Below are 15,716 nucleotides of genomic sequence, written 5' to 3' on the forward strand. Positions count from 1 at the left end.
TGTTGTCGGCGCTTCGCTGCCGATGTTGGCTGTGCGGATGCGAACATTCTTGGCAAGCCGAAGATCGACGCGGCGGACAGCAATTGCCCTCACCTCACTTGTCCTCGCGGTCGGAATGGCCGCCGGCTGCGCCGGCAGCGACACTCCGGAGAACGCACTTGCGTCGGATGCGGCACTTCCGACCGAGATCCCGGCCGGCACCACGCTTGTCATCGCCGACCAGTCCGAGTTCCAGCAATCCGTCCTCCGCGCCTCGGGTGAGCTGGACAAGCTGCCGTTCGAGTACGAGTTCGCGAACTTCGTCGGTGGCCCGGCCATTCTCGAAGCGTTCCGGGCAGGCGCAGCCGATACTGCGAGAGTGGGCGACACCCCACCGATCCAAGCGCTCATCGCCGGCCAGGACGTCCCGATCATCCACGCCACTCAATCCGAGCCGAACAACACTCGGTTGGCTGTAGCTGCGGACCGGGACATCACGACACTGGCCGATCTGAAGGGCAAGAAGATCGCCTACGCCGAGGGCACCGCGCAGCAGGCCATCGTGTTGCGCGCACTCGCCAAGGCCGATCTGAGCACCGACGACGTCGAACTGGTCCGTCTGCAACTCTCGGAGTTTCCCGACGCCATCAGGACCGGACAGGTGGACGTCGCTCCGTTGAACGAGCCGAACCTGACTCGTTTTCTGAACAATCCGGGGACCACGCTGATCGACACGTCGGAGTCCGGGGGCACGTCCACGGGCCTGTCCTACCTCTACGCCCGTCGTGAAGCCATTCAGGATCCCGCCAAAGCCGCTGCGCTGCAGGCGTACATCGCCAGCTTCACGCGTGCCGTCCAGTGGGCCAACGAGCATCCCGACGAGTGGCTGCAGAAGTACTACGTCGAGGGGCAGGGGTTGACGCCCGAGGACGGCCGGCGCATCGTCGACTCGCTCGGCGCGTACGCATTTCCCAAGCTGGACAGTCTCGTGGAGCAGCAGCAGTCGACCATCGACGTCATCGACGACGCCGGTGAGCTACCCAAGTCCGTACAGGCCTCGGACGGATTCGACCTCCGTTTCGGCGACGTCGGTGCCCGCACCGTCGAAGAAGTCGGCGGATCGTTCACCAGGAGTGAGAGCTGATGGCAATCGCAACCCCGGTAGGAAACAAGAGAAAATCCAGGACCGCGAGTACCTCGAAGAACACGGGTACATCGAAGAACACGGCGTCGTCGACGGTTCTACGACCCCGGAAGATCGCGCGTCGCAGGCTGGGGCCTGGTAAGGCCATACCGTACGGTCTCGCGATCGGTCCGCTCATCCTGGTCGTGGCATGGGTAGCATCCTCGGCGGCAGGGATACTCGATCCTCAGACCCTGCCCGCACCGCTGACCATCGTCGAGGCCGCGCGAGACCTGATCGACGACGGTCGACTCCAGAGCAACCTGCTCACGTCGCTGCAGCGGGCAGTGATCTCGCTCGTTCTCGGTGTGGCGATCGGTGTCGTACTCGCACTCGTGTCGGGTCTGTCGAGGCTCGGAGAATCGATCATCGACGGCCCGGTCCAGATCAAACGAGCGATCCCGACGCTTGCGCTCATTCCGCTGTTCATCGTGTGGTTCGGCATCGGCGAGTCGATGAAGATCATCGTCATCACCACCAGCGTGCTGATCCCCGTCTACATCAACACCCATGCGCAGTTGCGCAGTGTCGACAATCGTTACGTCGAGCTCGCCGAGACGGTCGGTCTGTCCAGGTGGCAGTTCGTCCGGCGAATCGCCCTCCCGGGCGCGTTGCCCGGTTTCTTCACCGGACTTCGCATGGCCGTGACCATTTCGTGGCTCGCCCTCGTCGTCGTCGAGCAGGTCAACGCCACCAGCGGCATCGGTTACCTGATGACCCAGGCGCGAACGTACGGACAGATCGACATCATCGTCGTCGGCCTGGTCGTCTACGCGATCTTCGGACTCGTGGGCGACTTCCTGGTCAGGCGAGTGGAAAGGAGAGCATTGTCATGGCGCCAGACACTGGGCGGGTAGGAACGGGCGGGAAGGACACTGGGCGGGTAGGAACGGGCGGGAAGGACACTGGGCGGGTAGGAACGGGCGGGGATCACGCCGGCCGGGTAGGAACGGGCGGCGATCAGGCCGGTCGGGTGGTGAGTGCGAGGTCGTTGAGCCGGGGGTTCGGTGATCGGGTGGTGCTCGATGCCATCGATCTCGATATCGCACGGGGTGAGTTCGTGGCGCTGCTGGGACGCAGTGGGTCCGGCAAGAGCACGTTGCTGCGGGCGCTGGCGGAGTTGGACTACGACGTACTCGGTTCGGGTGAACTCCAGGTGCCGGCGAATCGGTCCGTGGTGTTCCAGGATTCACGCCTGCTTCCGTGGTCCCGAGTGCTGGACAACGTGATCCTCGGTCTTCCCGGCCGCGATGCAGCGGAGCGAGGCCAAGCGGCGTTGGCCGAGGTCGGCTTGGCCGGCCGCGAGAAGGCCTGGCCCAAGGAGCTTTCCGGTGGCGAGCAGCAGCGCGTTGCACTGGCGCGTTCGTTGGTGCGTGAGCCCGAACTCCTGTTGGCGGACGAGCCGTTCGGTGCCCTCGATGCACTCACTCGAATCCGCATGCACGCTCTGTTGCGCGAGTTGTGCGCCAAGCACACGCCTGCAGTTCTGTTCATCACCCACGACGTCGACGAGGCTCTTCTGCTCGCAGATCGTGTACTCGTCCTTCAGGACGGTCGCATCGTCTCCGATCGGACAGTCGAACTCGACACGCCCCGTACACACAGTGATCCGAAGTTCGCCGCTCAGCGTGAAGATCTGCTGACCGCGCTCGGCGCTTTCGAGAAAGTGACGGCATGACAAGGCAATTGCACTTCAACGCTTTTCTGATGACGACCGGGCATCACGAGTCGTCCTGGCGTCTACCTCAGTCCGACCCGCTCGCCGGTGTCGACATCAAGCATTACCAGCGGCTCGCGCAGATCGCGGAACGGGGGAAGTTCGATTCGATCTTCTTCGCCGACAGCCCCCAGCTCGTCGCCGACGTCGGTCGTCGGCCGTCGGGATATCTCGAACCTCTTCAGATCCTGACCGCGGTGTCGACGGTCACCGAGCGAATCGGCCTCGTAGCCACGGCGACGACGAGCTACAACGAGCCGTACAACCTGGCCCGAGCGTTCGCGTCGCTCGATCACATCTCCGGTGGCCGCGCGGGATGGAACATCGTCACCACAGCGGGGCTCGATGCGGCCCAGAACTTCAATCTCGACGCGTTACCTGCGCACGGCGATCGGTATGCCCGAGCGGCCGAGTTCGTCGACGTCGCGCAGAAACTCTGGGACAGTTGGGACGACGACGCCGTCCTCGCGGACAAGGATTCCGGAGTGTGGGGTGACAACGACCGGGTTCGCACCGTCGACCATCGAGGTGACTACTTCACCGTGCGCGGCCCGTTGAACGTTCCGCGTCCGGTACAGGGGTATCCGCTTCTGGTTCAGGCGGGTTCGTCCGACGACGGCAAGGTCCTCGCGTCGAAGTACGCCGAGGCCGTGTTCACCGCGCAGCAGACCATCGAGGACGCGAGGGCGTTCTACTCGGACCTCAAAGCGCGCACCGTCGCCGTCGGCCGTGACCCGGACCACATCAAGATTCTGCCCGGCATCGTTCCGGTGATCGGTTCCACCGAGGCCGAGGCTCGTGCACTCGACGCCGAGCTGGACCGCCTCATCGTTCCGGAATACGCACTGCTGCAGCTCGCGAAGACATTGAAGGTGGATCCGTCGGCGCTGTCGCTCGACGAGCAGCTACCGGAGAATCTGCTGGCGGAAGACGACATCGAGGAAGCCAAGAGTCGCTACACGCTGATCGTCGAGCTTGCGCGACGGGAGTCGCTGACCGTGCGCGAACTCATCGGCAGACTCGGCGGCGGCCGCGGACACCACACGTTCACCGGCACGCCCGAGCAAGTCGCCGACGCCATCGAAGAATGGTTCCTCGGCGGTGCAGCCGACGGCTTCAACATCATGCCGCCTGCGTTGCCGTCGGGACTCGAGATCTTCGTCGACGAAGTGGTGCCCATTCTGCGGGCCCGTGGGCTGTTCCGCAGCGAGTACACCGGGACCACATTGCGCGAGCACTACGGTCTTCCGCGTCCGGCCAACCGGTTCACAGCGGTACCCGTGTAGCGCTACGCACCGATCTCGATCAGCAGAACGCCGCCGATGATCAGGGCGATACCTGCGCCCATGACCCAGGTCAACGGTTCTCGGAACAGGTAGCGGCCGGCGATGGCCGTCAAGGCCACGCCGCTCGCTGCCCACACGCCGTAGGCGACACCGACAGCCATCCCGGCCGACAGTGTCAGGGCCAGCAGAGTGAACGCGGCTCCGTAGCCTGCGACGACGGGGACGAGCCACCACTTCTTGCGTCCTCCCTCGGATGCTCGCAAGGACAGCGTGGCCATGACTTCGGTGACGATTGCTCCGGCAAGTAACAACCACATCAGGCGTGCGCCCTGCCCGCGCCGAATTCCACCAACACCACTCCCCCGATGACCAGCACGATGCCGGCCAGCATCGTCGGCGTCAGCGGTTCACCGAACACCGCGGTACCCAGTACGGCGGTCAACGCGATTCCCGACGCAGCCCAGATCCCGTAGGTCTTCCCGATGGGCGAGCCCATCCGCAGGATCAGCGACAGCAGTACGAACGATGCGCCGTACCCTGCCACCACGACGCCGTACCAGGCCGGCGTGTTCAGCGCAGCTTTCAACGACAGCGATGCCGCTACTTCCGACACGATGGCCGACGCCAGCAGCGCCCAGTATCTGTTGCTCACCGTTCGACGAACCATCGGCGATCGAGATTGATTCCACACCTGGCACACGAGTTACGGGATCAACACGAACTTCCCGCGCGGGTGTTCGGCTTTCAATTCCTCGTGTGCCGTGGCCGCCTCCGCGAGAGGAAACGTCTTGGCGACTGTCACGATGAAATCGCCTGCACCGGCCGAGTTCACCAGGTCGAGTCGGGCTGCCTTGCGGCGCTTCGCACTCTCCGGGTTGCCACCGCCCACGGAGGGGAACCCTTCCTCGGCCGCGCGGTCGAATGCGGCGATCGTGACGATGCGATCCTTGTCCGAGACGAGAGCAAGCGAGACGTCCACGGCCTCGTCGGTACCGACCGTGTCGATCGCGACATCGATTCCGTCGGGAGCGAGTTCCTGCACCCGCTCCAGCAATCCGTCACCGTACTCGACGGGCTCGGCGCCCAGTTCACGCAGTGCGTCGTGGTTGACGGGCCGAGCGGTGCCGATGACCCGCGCGCCTCGTGCCTTGGCCTGTTGAACGACGATCGACCCGACACCTCCCGCTGCGCCGTGTACCAGCACCGTGTCGCCCTCGGCGACCTTCGTGACCTCGAGGGCGTCGTACGACGTCCCGGCAACGACGAGCAGTCCTGCTGCGGCCTCCCAGCCGAGCGACGCAGGCTTGGGAAGCACAGCATCTGCCGGAACCAGCAGCTTCTCCGCGTACGCTCCCTTCGCCCCGGAGACGATGACCTCGTCGCCGACGGAGATCTGCCCGCCCGGACCACTGGTCGAATTGCCAACGGCGACAACGACACCGCTGGCCTCACTTCCGAGATGAAGTGGGAGAGTGGAGGGGTCCGAGCCGAACGCTCCGCTGTAGAGCTTGTAGTCGATCGGGTTCACGCCGATGGCCTTGACCTCGATCGAGACCTGGCCGGCCGCCGGGGCGGCCAAGGCCTCGTCGACGATGCGCACCACCTCGGGTCCACCGAATGCCGTTGCTACCGCTACTCGTGTCATTTAACTTTTCAACTCCTCGCTGTCACGGATTGTTCCTGGCCCACAACGATCATGCGCGTGGGGCCCCTACACGCGCAGCCGTGGCAGTCCCCATTCCTTCCCGAGCAGTTCGAAGGACCGCAGCCGGTCTCCGTGTCCATGCGTCGCGGTGGTCACGACGAGTTCGTTGGCTCCCGTGGCTCGTTGCAGACCGTCGAGCTTCTCCGCCACCGTGACGGCGGAGCCGACGAACTGAGTGGCGACTCGGTCCGACACCAACTCCGCCTGCTCCGGGGTCAGCGGCGCCGCAGTCTTGGGATCCGGATACGCAATGGCACCGTGTCCACTACGGATGCTGTGGACCCACTGGCCGAACGACGAGGCCAGGTACTGCGCGTCCGCATCCGTGTCCGCTACGACGACGTCCGCCGACACGACGACGTACGGCTCCTTCACGGTGTCCGAGGGCACGAACGCCGCACGGTAGGCCTCGACGGCGTCGAGCGTCGTACCGGGACTGACATGGTAGTTGGCGACGAAGGGCAATCCTCGTGCTCCGGCGACCTGTGCGCTCTGGCCACCGCTGCTACCGAAGAGCCAAACTTCGACCTGCGCACCGAGTCCGGGTGTGGCCGTCAGTTCCACACCACCGGACGTGGAGAATCGCCCACCGAGGAAGTCGAGGACGTCCTGCAGTTGGGTGTCGAAATCCGGGGCGACTGCATGTGGTTGCTGCAGCACCTCACCCGATGCGAGCACCCGCTCGGAGAGAACGAGCTTGCCGGAACGGAACGGCTTCGGGAACAGAATGCCGTCGACGACCCGTTCCTCGTGCTCGGGCTCCGGAACGTCCTTACCCGCCAGCGCTTCCTGCCTGCGCTGACCCGATCGTCCGATACCCAGGTCGATACGACCGGGATACACGGCGTCGACGGTGCCGAACGATTCCACGACCGACGCAGCCGTGTGATGACCGATCTGTACGGCCGCCGACCCGACGCGAATCCTGTTGGTGGCGGCCGCGATCAACCCGACGAGCACGGCCGGGGACGAACTGGCGGCCGCGACGAAGTGATGCTCGGCGACCCAGTAGCGCTCGTACCCCCATTCCTCTGCCTGACGCGCCAGGTCGAGAGTGTTGCGCAATGCCTCGGCGGCGGTGGAACCTTCGCTGATCGGCGACAGATCCAGTACCGACAGCGGAACCCTACTCACGACGCGCTGCCGAACGGACGCGGATTCTTCTCGCCCGCCTCGACCGCAACGGCGAGCTTGTTCTCCGCCGGCGCCACGGGGCACGTCGCGTAATCGGTGAACGAGCACGGCAGGTTCGACGCACGGTTGAAGTCCAGGATCACCTCGCCGCTGTCGGTCGGATCGGTCACGACGAGCGTCCTCGCGGCCGGGTACGTCGTCACACCCGACGTCGCATCGGTGAACATCACCCGCAGCCCACCGTCCTTGCCGCCGAAAGCTACGAACTGCTGCTTGTCTCCGCCCAGTTCGAAGTCGATGACACCGACCGCGGCGTGGTGGTGCTCCAGTCCCTCGACGACGGCACCGGTGGTGACGATCTTCGCCTCGGGATACGGCGTGAACGTGCCAGTGACACTCCACTTCTCGTCGGGATCGTAGGTCGGAATTCCGGAGAATTCCTGAAGGTGGGGTGATGCGGGGTCGTGCACTCGCAGCGCCACCGAACCGGTACGACGGATGACCTCGATGCGTCGGTCACCGTCCTCGACCAGAATGCCCGGTGCGCCCTCGACCGGTTCGAGCGTGGTGACCGACAATCCGTCGACATGAACGACATCCTCGTCGGCGCGCCAGCGGCCGGGAAGATCTCCGACGGTCTCGAATTCGTCCGTCAGCCAGTACAGCCCGGTGAGCGACACCCATCCGAGTGGGTCGCTGTAGTAACTCTCACGCTCGCTGTGCCACTGGTTCCACGATGCTTCGAACGTCTCGTTCACGGTGGCGGTCATGATGCTCGCACTCCTTCTCGCTCGGTGTCCGGATGGTTCAGCGCGGCGGAATCGGATCCGAAGAGGTGGCTGCGCAGCGTCGTACCGGAGTATTCGGTACGGAAGCTGCCGCGGTCCTGCAGAATCGGAACCACCTTGTCCACGAACTCGTCCAGCCCCGCCGGGGTGATGTGCGGGACGAGGATGAACCCGTCGCTCGCGTCGTTCTGTACGTAACTGTCGATCTCCTCGGCCACCTGTGCAGGCGTGCCGACGAACTGCTGACGCGTGGTGACCTCGATGATCAGTTCGCGGATGCTCAGACCCTTCGACTCGGCCCGCTCACGCCAGTCGCGCGCAACCTGCACCGGATCGGCGTGGCGGACCCGGCCTCGGGTGATGTTGACGTCGTCCGTCGGGTCTTCGTCGGGAAGAGGACCGTCGGGATCGTATTCCGACAGGTCACGCCCCCACACCTGCTCCAGGAACGAAATCGCTGTCTGCGGCCCGACCTGCTGGTGGCGGATGGCGTCGGCTCGCTCCTCCGCGTCCTCGGCGGTGTCGCCGAGGACGAACGTCGCGGCGGGAAGGACCTTCAGATCGTCACGCTCCCGGCCGTACTTCGCCAGCCTGCCCTTGACGTCGGAGTAGAACGCCTGCCCCGCCTCGAGCGTGCCGTGGACGGTGAAGATGGCGTCGGCCTTCGCGGCACCGAACTCGCGTCCCTCGTCGGAATCGCCCGCCTGCAGAAGCACCGGGTGACCCTGCGGGCTACGTGGCACCGTGAACGCCGCATCGATGTCGAACTGCGGTCCGGTGTGGCGGACCTGTGCGATGTGCTCGCGACGTGCGAACACCCCGTTCTCTCGATCGACGACGAGCGCGTCGGGTGACCAGCTGTCCCAGAGCTCTCGGGCCGTGTCGATGATCTCGCGAGCACGGACGTACCGATCCGCTCGGTCCAGATATCCACCGCGGCGGAAGTTCTCGCCGGTGAACGCATCCGACGAGGTCACCATGTTCCACGCCGCGCGGCCACCGGACAGGTGATCGAGCGTCGCGAACTGCTTCGCCAGCTCGAACGGCTCGTTGAACGTCGTGTTGATGGTGCCGGCCAGCCCGAGATGCGTGGTGACGGAGGCCAACGCGTTGAGCACGATCAACGTGTCGGGACGACCGACGACGTCCAGGTCGTGGATACGGCCTCGGTGCTCGCGCAGCCGCAACCCTTCGGCCAGGAAGAAGAAGTCGAACAACCCGCGCTCCGCGGTCTCCGCGAGGTGGACGAACGAGTCGAACTCGATCTGGCTCTTCGATTCCGGGTCCTGCCACACCGTCGTGTTGTTGACACCCGGGAAGTGCGCTCCCAGATGGATTTGCTTCTTGATCGCGCTCATTTCGACGCTCCCTGTGCTGCCTGACGGCGTACTGCGTATCGGTTCTCCGGTCGTGCAAGGCCGAGCCTGCTGCGCAGCAGCGGACCGGGGCGCAGACGGGGCGTTGCACCATCGTGCCAGGCCAAGCCGGGTACGACATCGGTCGTGATGGCCTCGACCGACTGGGCGAGCGCCAACGGTCGCAGGGTCACGCCGTCGACGACGCCGGATGCGGCGAGGCCGTCGAGCAACTCCTGCAGTTCCGCGGCGTTCCCCCGGAAGCTCACCGAGTCCGGCACGTACGGCGACCAGCTGTTCAGCTGATCGACGTCGGCCGCCGCGGTATCCGAGACGTGCACTTCGAGATCGAGCACCACGTGAACCTCGGCAGGGTCACGTCCCTCGGCCACGACGGCACGACGCACCCGCGCGGCCACGACGGCTGCGTCGTCGATCGTCGGCGCGGAGATTCGCGCGATGTCCGCGCGCTTGGCGGCAACGGCCGTGGACGGGTCGTCCTCGGCCCGGACGACGACGATCGGCTGCCCCTGCGGCGGGCGCGGCGTGATGGACGGGCCCTTCACCGAGAAGTAGTCGCCCTCGAAGTCGATGTAGTGCAGTTTGTCTCGGTCGATGAAGCGTCCGGTGGACGCGTCGCGAATCTCCGCGTCGTCCTCCCAGCTGTCCCACAACCGGGTGACGACCTCGGCGGCGTCGTCGGCCTCATTCCAGAGTTCGTCGACGGTCTGCGGGCCCTTGCGCCCGAACAGCGTCGCTTCGTCGGCGTCCTGCGAGACAGCGACTTCCCAGCCTGCGCGACCCGACGATGCGTAGTCGATGCTCGCGATCTGCTTCGACACGTGGAACGGCTCGGTGTGCGTGACGGTCACCGTCGGGACGAGGCCGATCGAGCGGGTGCCCGCGGCAGCCCGTGCGGCGATCGCCGCCGCCTCGATCCTGCCCAGTTCGACGCCATCACCGCTCTGAAGCGCGAATGCGTCGGGGAGGAACGCGATGTCGATCCCTGCGCGGTCGGCCGCCTCGATGTGATCGGTCCAGTACTGCGCGGTGAACAGTTCCTCGGCGCGAGAATCCTCCCGCCGCCAGGCATGCGGGTGAATTCCGGCTCCGCGCAGTTCGACGGCGATCAAGAACTTATCGGGCACCTGCGGTCTCCTTGTCGTGACTTCTCGGGCGCGAGTTGCCGGGAATGGCCGCCAGCAACTCACGGGTGTACTCACGCTGTGGCGAATCGAATATCTGTGCCGTCGGCCCGTATTCGACGATCGTCCCGGATTGCATCACCGCGACGGTGTCGCTGATCTGCCGCACGACGGCGAGGTCGTGCGAGATGAACAGGTAGCTCAGGTCCAGTCCGGTCTGCAACTCGTCGAGAAGGTCCAGAATCTGAGCCTGCACCGAGACGTCGAGTGCGGACACCGGTTCGTCCAGAACCACCAGGTCCGGCCTGAGTGCCAGCGCTCGCGCGATCGCAACGCGCTGGCGTTGCCCGCCGGACAGTTCCGCGGGTTTGCGCCGGGAGTAGTCGGCAGGCAACGCGACTCGATTCAACAGCTCCGCGGTCCGCGCCGAACGCTCGGCACTCGTCCCGACCTTGAACGCGTCGAGTGGTTCCTCGATGATCTGCTCGACGGTCAGTTTCGGGTTGAGCGAGGCGTAGGGGTTCTGGTACACGATCTGAACGCGTCGGCGAAGATCACGAAGCCGCGAGCCACGCAAGCCCGTCACCTCGGTCCCGTCGAACTCGACGCGCCCGGACGTCGGCTTCTCCAACCCGATGGTGATGCGCGCCAACGTCGACTTGCCGGATCCGGACTCCCCCACGAGCGACAGTGTCCGCCCACGTTCGACCGTCAACGACGCAGCCTTCACCGCATCGAGGTGCACACCGCCTTTCGGGTCGTTCCGCAGGCTCCACTCCTGCCGTCCGATTCGGAACGTCTTGGACACCTCGGTGGCCGTCAGAATCGGTGTCGTCGACGGCCTGGCCGGCCGCAGTGCCGTCCCCAGGCTGGGTGCGGCTGCCAGCAGCGACCTCGTGTACTCGTGCTTCGGGTTCGCGAGAACTTCGGAGGTACGCCCGGTCTCGACGATTTCACCGTTGCTCATGACGACGAGCCGGTCGGCGCGGTCGGCAGCGACCCCGAGGTCGTGCGTGATGAGCAGAACGGCCGTCCCCGTCTCGGCGATACGGGCGTCCAGGTGGTCGAGGATGCGGCGCTGCACGGTGACGTCGAGCGCGGACGTGGGCTCGTCGGCGATCACGAGCTCGGGCGTGCATGCCAGTGCGATGCCGATGAGAACGCGTTGACGCTGACCGCCCGAGAGATCCTGCGGGTACTGCTGGGCCCGCACCTCGGGGTTGTCGATCCCGGCCTCGGTGAGGATCCTGATCGCTTCGAGCTTCGCCGACCGCTTGGTGGCCAGCCCGTGCACGCGGAGCACCTCGGCCACCTGCTCACCGACTCGGATGACCGGGTTGAGCGACGTCGTCGGGTCCTGGGGAACCAGACCGATGTGAGCCCCGCGCAGGCGGTCCAGCACCTTCTCGGAGGCATCGTCGATCCGCTTGCCGTCGAAGCGGACTTCGCCGGACGTGATGCGACCCGCGCCGGGAAGCAGACCGATGATCGCGTGTGCCGTCGTCGATTTGCCCGATCCGGACTCACCCACCACCGCCACCACTTCGCCGCGCTCGACTGTCAGCGACACTCCTCGGACCGCGGCACCGTTGCCGTAGGCCACCTGGAGGTTCTCGACTTCCAGAATGGGGCTCATCGTGTGCCTCCCTCGATTGCGTGGCCGACGCGGTGCGCCGACAGGACGACGGCCACGATCACCAGGCCGGGCAGTGTGGTCATCCACCATGCGGTGGCCAGGAAACTCCGGCCCTCGGAGATCAACGATCCCCACTCGGGTGTCGGTGGAACAGCGCCGAATCCGAGGAAACTGAGGGCGGACACCGCCAGCACCGCCTGGCCGAATTCCACTGCGGCAAGGGCGATGACCGGTCCGTAGGAGTTGCGGAGAATGTGGCGCCCGAACACGTCGTACCACCGGACGCCGGAGGCGTAGGCGGCTTCGACGTACAGCGACTGCCGCACCCGCAGCACTTCGGAGCGCATGACGCGCGCGAAGTTCGCGACGAGGGAGACACCGACAGCGATGGCGACGTTGCGTGTACCGAACCCGAGCGCCGTGACCAGCGCCAGCGAGAGCAGAAGTGCGGGAATCGACAGCAGCACGTCGACGATGCGCATCAGGATCGCGTCGACGACGCCGCCGACGGCGCCTGCGAGCAGACCGATCAGCGATCCGGCCACGAGTGCAATCGCGACCGCGAACAACGTTGCGGTGAGCGACAACCCGGCACCGTGGACGACGCGGGTGTAGAGGTCACGTCCGATGTTGTCGGTTCCGAACCAGTGCGCCGCGCTCGGCCCTTGCAATTTGTCCGCAGGCGTTCCCTTCAGAGGGTCCCCACTGGCGAAGAGCGAGGGAAACAATGCGAAGCCGACGGCGAGAACCAGTACGACGACCGACAGCGCTAGCCAGATGTTCTTCACCAGTGACCGCACACGCGGTCTACGACGAACAGGGTTCGGCTTCGGGACGACGGGTTCAGCGGTGGCGACCGTCTCGACGCGGGTCAGGATGTCAGACATGTGCCTTCTCCTTCGCGGGAGCGGACTGCTTGTACTCGGACACGATCCGAGGGTCTATCAACGGATAGAACAGGTCGACCAGCAGGTTGACCAGAACGAACACCAGCGACGTCAGAACGACGATGCCCTGCACCACGGGAATGTCCTGCGCCAGAACGGACGTCTGAGTCAACCTGCCGACACCGGCCCTGGAGAAGACCGTCTCCACGACGACCGATCCGGCGAGCAGGTTGCCGACGAGTACACCGGCGATGGTGAAGGCCGGAATCGAGGACAGCCGCACGACGTGCTTGGTCTGTACTCGCAGACGTGACACTCCCTTGGCACGGGCAGATTCGACGAACGGTTGCTTCCACGTCGTGGTCATCGACGTGGCGAGAACCTGAGCGATCACGGCACCCGTCGGCAACGCGAGCGTGATCGCAGGCAGCACGAGCGACGACGCTCCCTGGTCACCGAACGCGGGGAAGATCCTGAGTTGGAACGAGAACACCTGCAGCAGAAGCAGCCCGACCCAGAAGGTCGGCACCGCAACGCCCAACGGCGGGATGGAGAACAGAAGGGTACGCAGCCACTGGACACGCGTGTAGGTGGCCAGGAAGGCAACCGATCCGCCGAAGATCAGCGACAGCACCAGCGCGGTCGTCGCCAACGCCAGGGTGCTCGGCAGTGCGTCGAGGATGGCCGTCGTGACCTTCTGACCGGTGGCGATGGAAAACCCGAAGTCACCTCGCACTGCACCGCTCAGAGAGTTCCAGTACTGCACCCACACCGGCTGATCCAGTCCGTATCGCGCCTGCAACTCGGCGATGGCCGCCGCGTCGACGGGCGTACCGGACCCCGCCGAGTCGGCGGCGATGCTGACGGGGTCCGACGGCAGGAGGAACAGCACGATGAACGAGATCGTGAACGCCGCCCAGAGAACGAGGACGGCCTGCACGACGCGCAGTGCGAGATAACGAATCATGGTTATTGTCCGCTCAGCCAGGTGTCGAAGAACTGCAGCCGGGCCGACGCCTCGAACTTCAGGTCCTGCACGTTCGGTCCGGCACCGATGGCCTGCGACAGTTCGATCGTCGGAATCCACAGTCCGTTGTCGAGAACCTGCTGCTGCGCGGTAGCGATGATCTCGTTCCTGGCAGCGGTGTCGGTGGTGGCCAACTCCTCGTCGAGCGAGGCGTCGAGGTCGGGAATCGGTCCGCGGGCGTTGAGGTTTCGCCCGTCCACGGCGAAGGACGTACGCAGGATGTCGCCGTCGGCGCGGGTGCTGTTGTAGTACGTCGAGTCGTAGTCCTTCGTCCCCTGACGCGCCGTGGCCTCGGAATTGGAAACGAGCTCGAGCTGCAGATCCACTCCGACGTCGCGAAGCTGCTGCTGCGTCAGTTCGAGGATCGCCTGATTACCGGCGAACACCGCGCTGAACATGACCTTGAACGAGAGCTTCTGGCCGTCCTTCTCGCGGATTCCGTCGGCACCGGGCACCCAGCCTGCTGCGTCGAGAATCGATTTCGCCTTCTCCGGGTCGTACGTGACGTCCGCCAACTCCGTGTAACCGGGGGTCTTGCTGGCCAGCGTGCTCGTCGCGACCTTGAAGTCGGGTCCGAGAATGGTGTCGATCAGTTCCTGACGGTTGATCGCCGGCACCAGCGCCTTACGGACCTCAGGATCCTGCAGCACCCCGCGAGTGACGTTGGGTTGGAAGCCGAACGGTGTGCCCGGGTTGGACGTCGTCAGAATCTGCCCTCCGGTGGCCTCGATCTGCGGCGCGTCCTGAGGAAGCGCGTCGGAGATGGCGTCGAGCTGGTTGGAGGACAAGCTGCCGGTACGCACACCCGACTCGGGTACGACGGTGAACTCGATCGTGTCGAGGTATGCCTCGCCCTCGTGTCCGAACACGTCCGAGCCCCAGTCGTACCCGGTGCGCTTGGCCAACGTGACCGACTTGTCCTGCTGATAATCGGCGTAGGTGAACGGCCCGCTGCCGACGTTGGAGCCGTCGCACCGTTCCTCGGCAGGCTTGGCGACGGTGGACAGCGCCTGAAGGCCCAACTGCGCCGTCGACGTCGCCTGCAGGAACTGTGCGTTCGGGCCGTCGAAGTCGACCTGCGCAGTGAGCGGGTCGACGACGGTGGTGCCCTGGTAACCCGACAGGTAGCTACCACCGAGCGGCGACTTGGCCGTGGTCAGGATGTTCACGATCGAGTCGAAATTGGCCTTCACCGCCTCCGCGTCGACCGGTGTGCCGTCGCTGAAGGTGACACCGTCCTTCAGCTTGAACGTGAACGACGACGCGTCGGGTGCCACCTCCCAGCTCTCCGCGAGCCACGGAGTGATCTCCCCCGTCTCCGAATCCTGATCCGTCAGCGAGTCGACGACTTGCCTGACGACGTAGATGGTCTGGTTGGTCCCGGACTGAGCGGGGTCCGAGCAGGTGGGAGCACCCGACAATCCGTAGCGCAGAGTGCCGCCGGCAGTGGGCTCTCCGGCATCGGCCGAGGTGGTTGCCCCGCCACCTCCGCAGGCTGTGAGCACGACACTCAGGGCAGCGACAGCGCTGACACCTGCAAAAACGGAACGTGAAGACACCGAGATACTCCGGATCTTGATAGGACGCCGTCGACGCGCACGCAGGCGCGCCGAGTCAGGCGGAGAGGGAGGGAGAGAACAGCAGACCGAGTGAGAACTCAGCCGCGACAGATCGAACCGGTCAACCGGCACAGATCCACGTGAATACGGCCCCAGGCCGTGACGAAGCCCTCGCTGAGCTGCGTGGTGGTCATCGTTCCTCCATCGGTCCCGGCGGTAGCACCCTCACCCGCGTGTTTCACCCCGCGGGGGGTTGCTGCGACGTCGTAGAGCCAGGTCTCTCGGTCGCTCTGGATGGTGTTTCGCCGACGAGTC

16 protein-coding genes and 1 riboswitch are annotated in these 15,716 nt (G+C 65.3%); of the genes, 4 read left to right on the forward strand and 12 right to left on the reverse strand.

The genetic code is table 11. From position 1 onward, the window contains the following. Positions 1–115 precede the first annotated feature (115 nt). The 4 genes from BH95_RS15120 to BH95_RS15135 all read left to right on the forward strand — a co-directional run bounded on the left by BH95_RS15120 (position 116) and on the right by BH95_RS15135 (position 4,165). Complete coding sequence (locus BH95_RS15120; RefSeq protein ID WP_020110833.1) at positions 116–1,123, forward strand: ABC transporter substrate-binding protein; 1,008 nt, start codon at positions 116–118, stop codon at positions 1,121–1,123. Further along, positions 1,123–2,019, forward strand: a complete 897-nt coding sequence (locus BH95_RS15125) for an ABC transporter permease (protein ID WP_037182928.1) — start codon at positions 1,123–1,125, stop codon at positions 2,017–2,019. Before BH95_RS15120 ends, BH95_RS15125 begins: the two co-directional genes overlap by 1 nt. Positions 2,020–2,135: 116 nt before the next feature. Next, positions 2,136–2,840 (forward strand): ABC transporter ATP-binding protein, encoded by a 705-nt coding sequence (locus BH95_RS15130; protein WP_026347450.1) that lies wholly within the window; start codon positions 2,136–2,138, stop codon positions 2,838–2,840. Then, on the forward strand, positions 2,837–4,165 hold the full coding sequence (locus BH95_RS15135) for an LLM class flavin-dependent oxidoreductase (protein WP_019663224.1): 1,329 nt from the start codon (positions 2,837–2,839) through the stop codon (positions 4,163–4,165). Before BH95_RS15130 ends, BH95_RS15135 begins: the two co-directional genes overlap by 4 nt. A 2-nt stretch (positions 4,166–4,167) precedes the next feature. On the opposite strand, the gene BH95_RS15140 is transcribed toward BH95_RS15135, so the two are convergent. From BH95_RS15140 to BH95_RS29910, 12 genes are all read right to left on the reverse strand, one after another. Next, positions 4,168–4,482, reverse strand: a complete 315-nt coding sequence (locus tag BH95_RS15140) for a DMT family transporter (protein WP_019663223.1) — start codon at positions 4,480–4,482, stop codon at positions 4,168–4,170. Then, positions 4,482–4,832 carry a DMT family transporter gene (locus tag BH95_RS15145; protein WP_019663222.1) on the reverse strand — a complete coding sequence of 117 codons (351 nt, stop codon included), beginning with the start codon at positions 4,830–4,832 and terminating at the stop codon, positions 4,482–4,484. Before BH95_RS15145 ends, BH95_RS15140 begins: the two co-directional genes overlap by 1 nt. A gap of 36 nt (positions 4,833–4,868) precedes the next feature. Further along, positions 4,869–5,810, reverse strand: coding sequence for an NADP-dependent oxidoreductase (locus tag BH95_RS15150; protein ID WP_026347449.1), 942 nt, complete (start codon positions 5,808–5,810; stop codon positions 4,869–4,871). A gap of 66 nt (positions 5,811–5,876) precedes the next feature. Beyond that, positions 5,877–7,004: an LLM class flavin-dependent oxidoreductase gene (locus tag BH95_RS15155; protein WP_037182931.1), complete on the reverse strand. Its 1,128-nt coding sequence runs from the start codon at positions 7,002–7,004 to the stop codon at positions 5,877–5,879. Further along, on the reverse strand, positions 7,001–7,774 hold the full coding sequence (locus BH95_RS15160; protein WP_037163927.1) for a DUF1684 domain-containing protein: 774 nt from the start codon (positions 7,772–7,774) through the stop codon (positions 7,001–7,003). The genes BH95_RS15155 and BH95_RS15160 overlap by 4 nt, the downstream gene beginning before the upstream one ends. Next, entirely contained in the window at positions 7,771–9,150 is a 1,380-nt protein-coding gene (locus BH95_RS15165; RefSeq protein ID WP_019663217.1) for an NtaA/DmoA family FMN-dependent monooxygenase, read from the reverse strand. The genes BH95_RS15160 and BH95_RS15165 overlap by 4 nt, the downstream gene beginning before the upstream one ends. Continuing rightward, complete coding sequence (locus BH95_RS15170) at positions 9,147–10,295, reverse strand: LLM class flavin-dependent oxidoreductase (RefSeq protein ID WP_019663216.1); 1,149 nt, start codon at positions 10,293–10,295, stop codon at positions 9,147–9,149. The genes BH95_RS15165 and BH95_RS15170 overlap by 4 nt, the downstream gene beginning before the upstream one ends. Beyond that, positions 10,285–11,928, reverse strand: a complete 1,644-nt coding sequence (locus tag BH95_RS15175) for a dipeptide ABC transporter ATP-binding protein (RefSeq protein WP_037182934.1) — start codon at positions 11,926–11,928, stop codon at positions 10,285–10,287. Before BH95_RS15175 ends, BH95_RS15170 begins: the two co-directional genes overlap by 11 nt. After that, positions 11,925–12,815 carry an ABC transporter permease gene (locus BH95_RS15180; RefSeq protein WP_033190175.1) on the reverse strand — a complete coding sequence of 297 codons (891 nt, stop codon included), beginning with the start codon at positions 12,813–12,815 and terminating at the stop codon, positions 11,925–11,927. Before BH95_RS15180 ends, BH95_RS15175 begins: the two co-directional genes overlap by 4 nt. Continuing rightward, positions 12,808–13,782: an ABC transporter permease gene (locus tag BH95_RS15185; RefSeq protein WP_037112284.1), complete on the reverse strand. Its 975-nt coding sequence runs from the start codon at positions 13,780–13,782 to the stop codon at positions 12,808–12,810. The genes BH95_RS15180 and BH95_RS15185 overlap by 8 nt, the downstream gene beginning before the upstream one ends. A gap of 2 nt (positions 13,783–13,784) precedes the next feature. Next, a complete protein-coding gene (locus tag BH95_RS15190) occupies positions 13,785–15,401 on the reverse strand; it encodes an ABC transporter substrate-binding protein (RefSeq protein ID WP_020110843.1) in 1,617 nt (538 codons plus the stop codon). Positions 15,402–15,499: 98 nt separating this feature from the next. Then, entirely contained in the window at positions 15,500–15,595 is a 96-nt protein-coding gene (locus BH95_RS29910) for a putative leader peptide (protein WP_329955143.1), read from the reverse strand. 4 nt (positions 15,596–15,599) lie between these two features. Beyond that, positions 15,600–15,702, reverse strand: a riboswitch (SAM riboswitch). Positions 15,703–15,716 lie beyond the last annotated feature (14 nt).

The sequence above is a fragment of the Rhodococcoides fascians A44A genome (assembly GCF_000760735.1).
GTDB classification, from domain to species: Bacteria; Actinomycetota; Actinomycetes; order Mycobacteriales; family Mycobacteriaceae; genus Rhodococcoides; species Rhodococcoides fascians_E.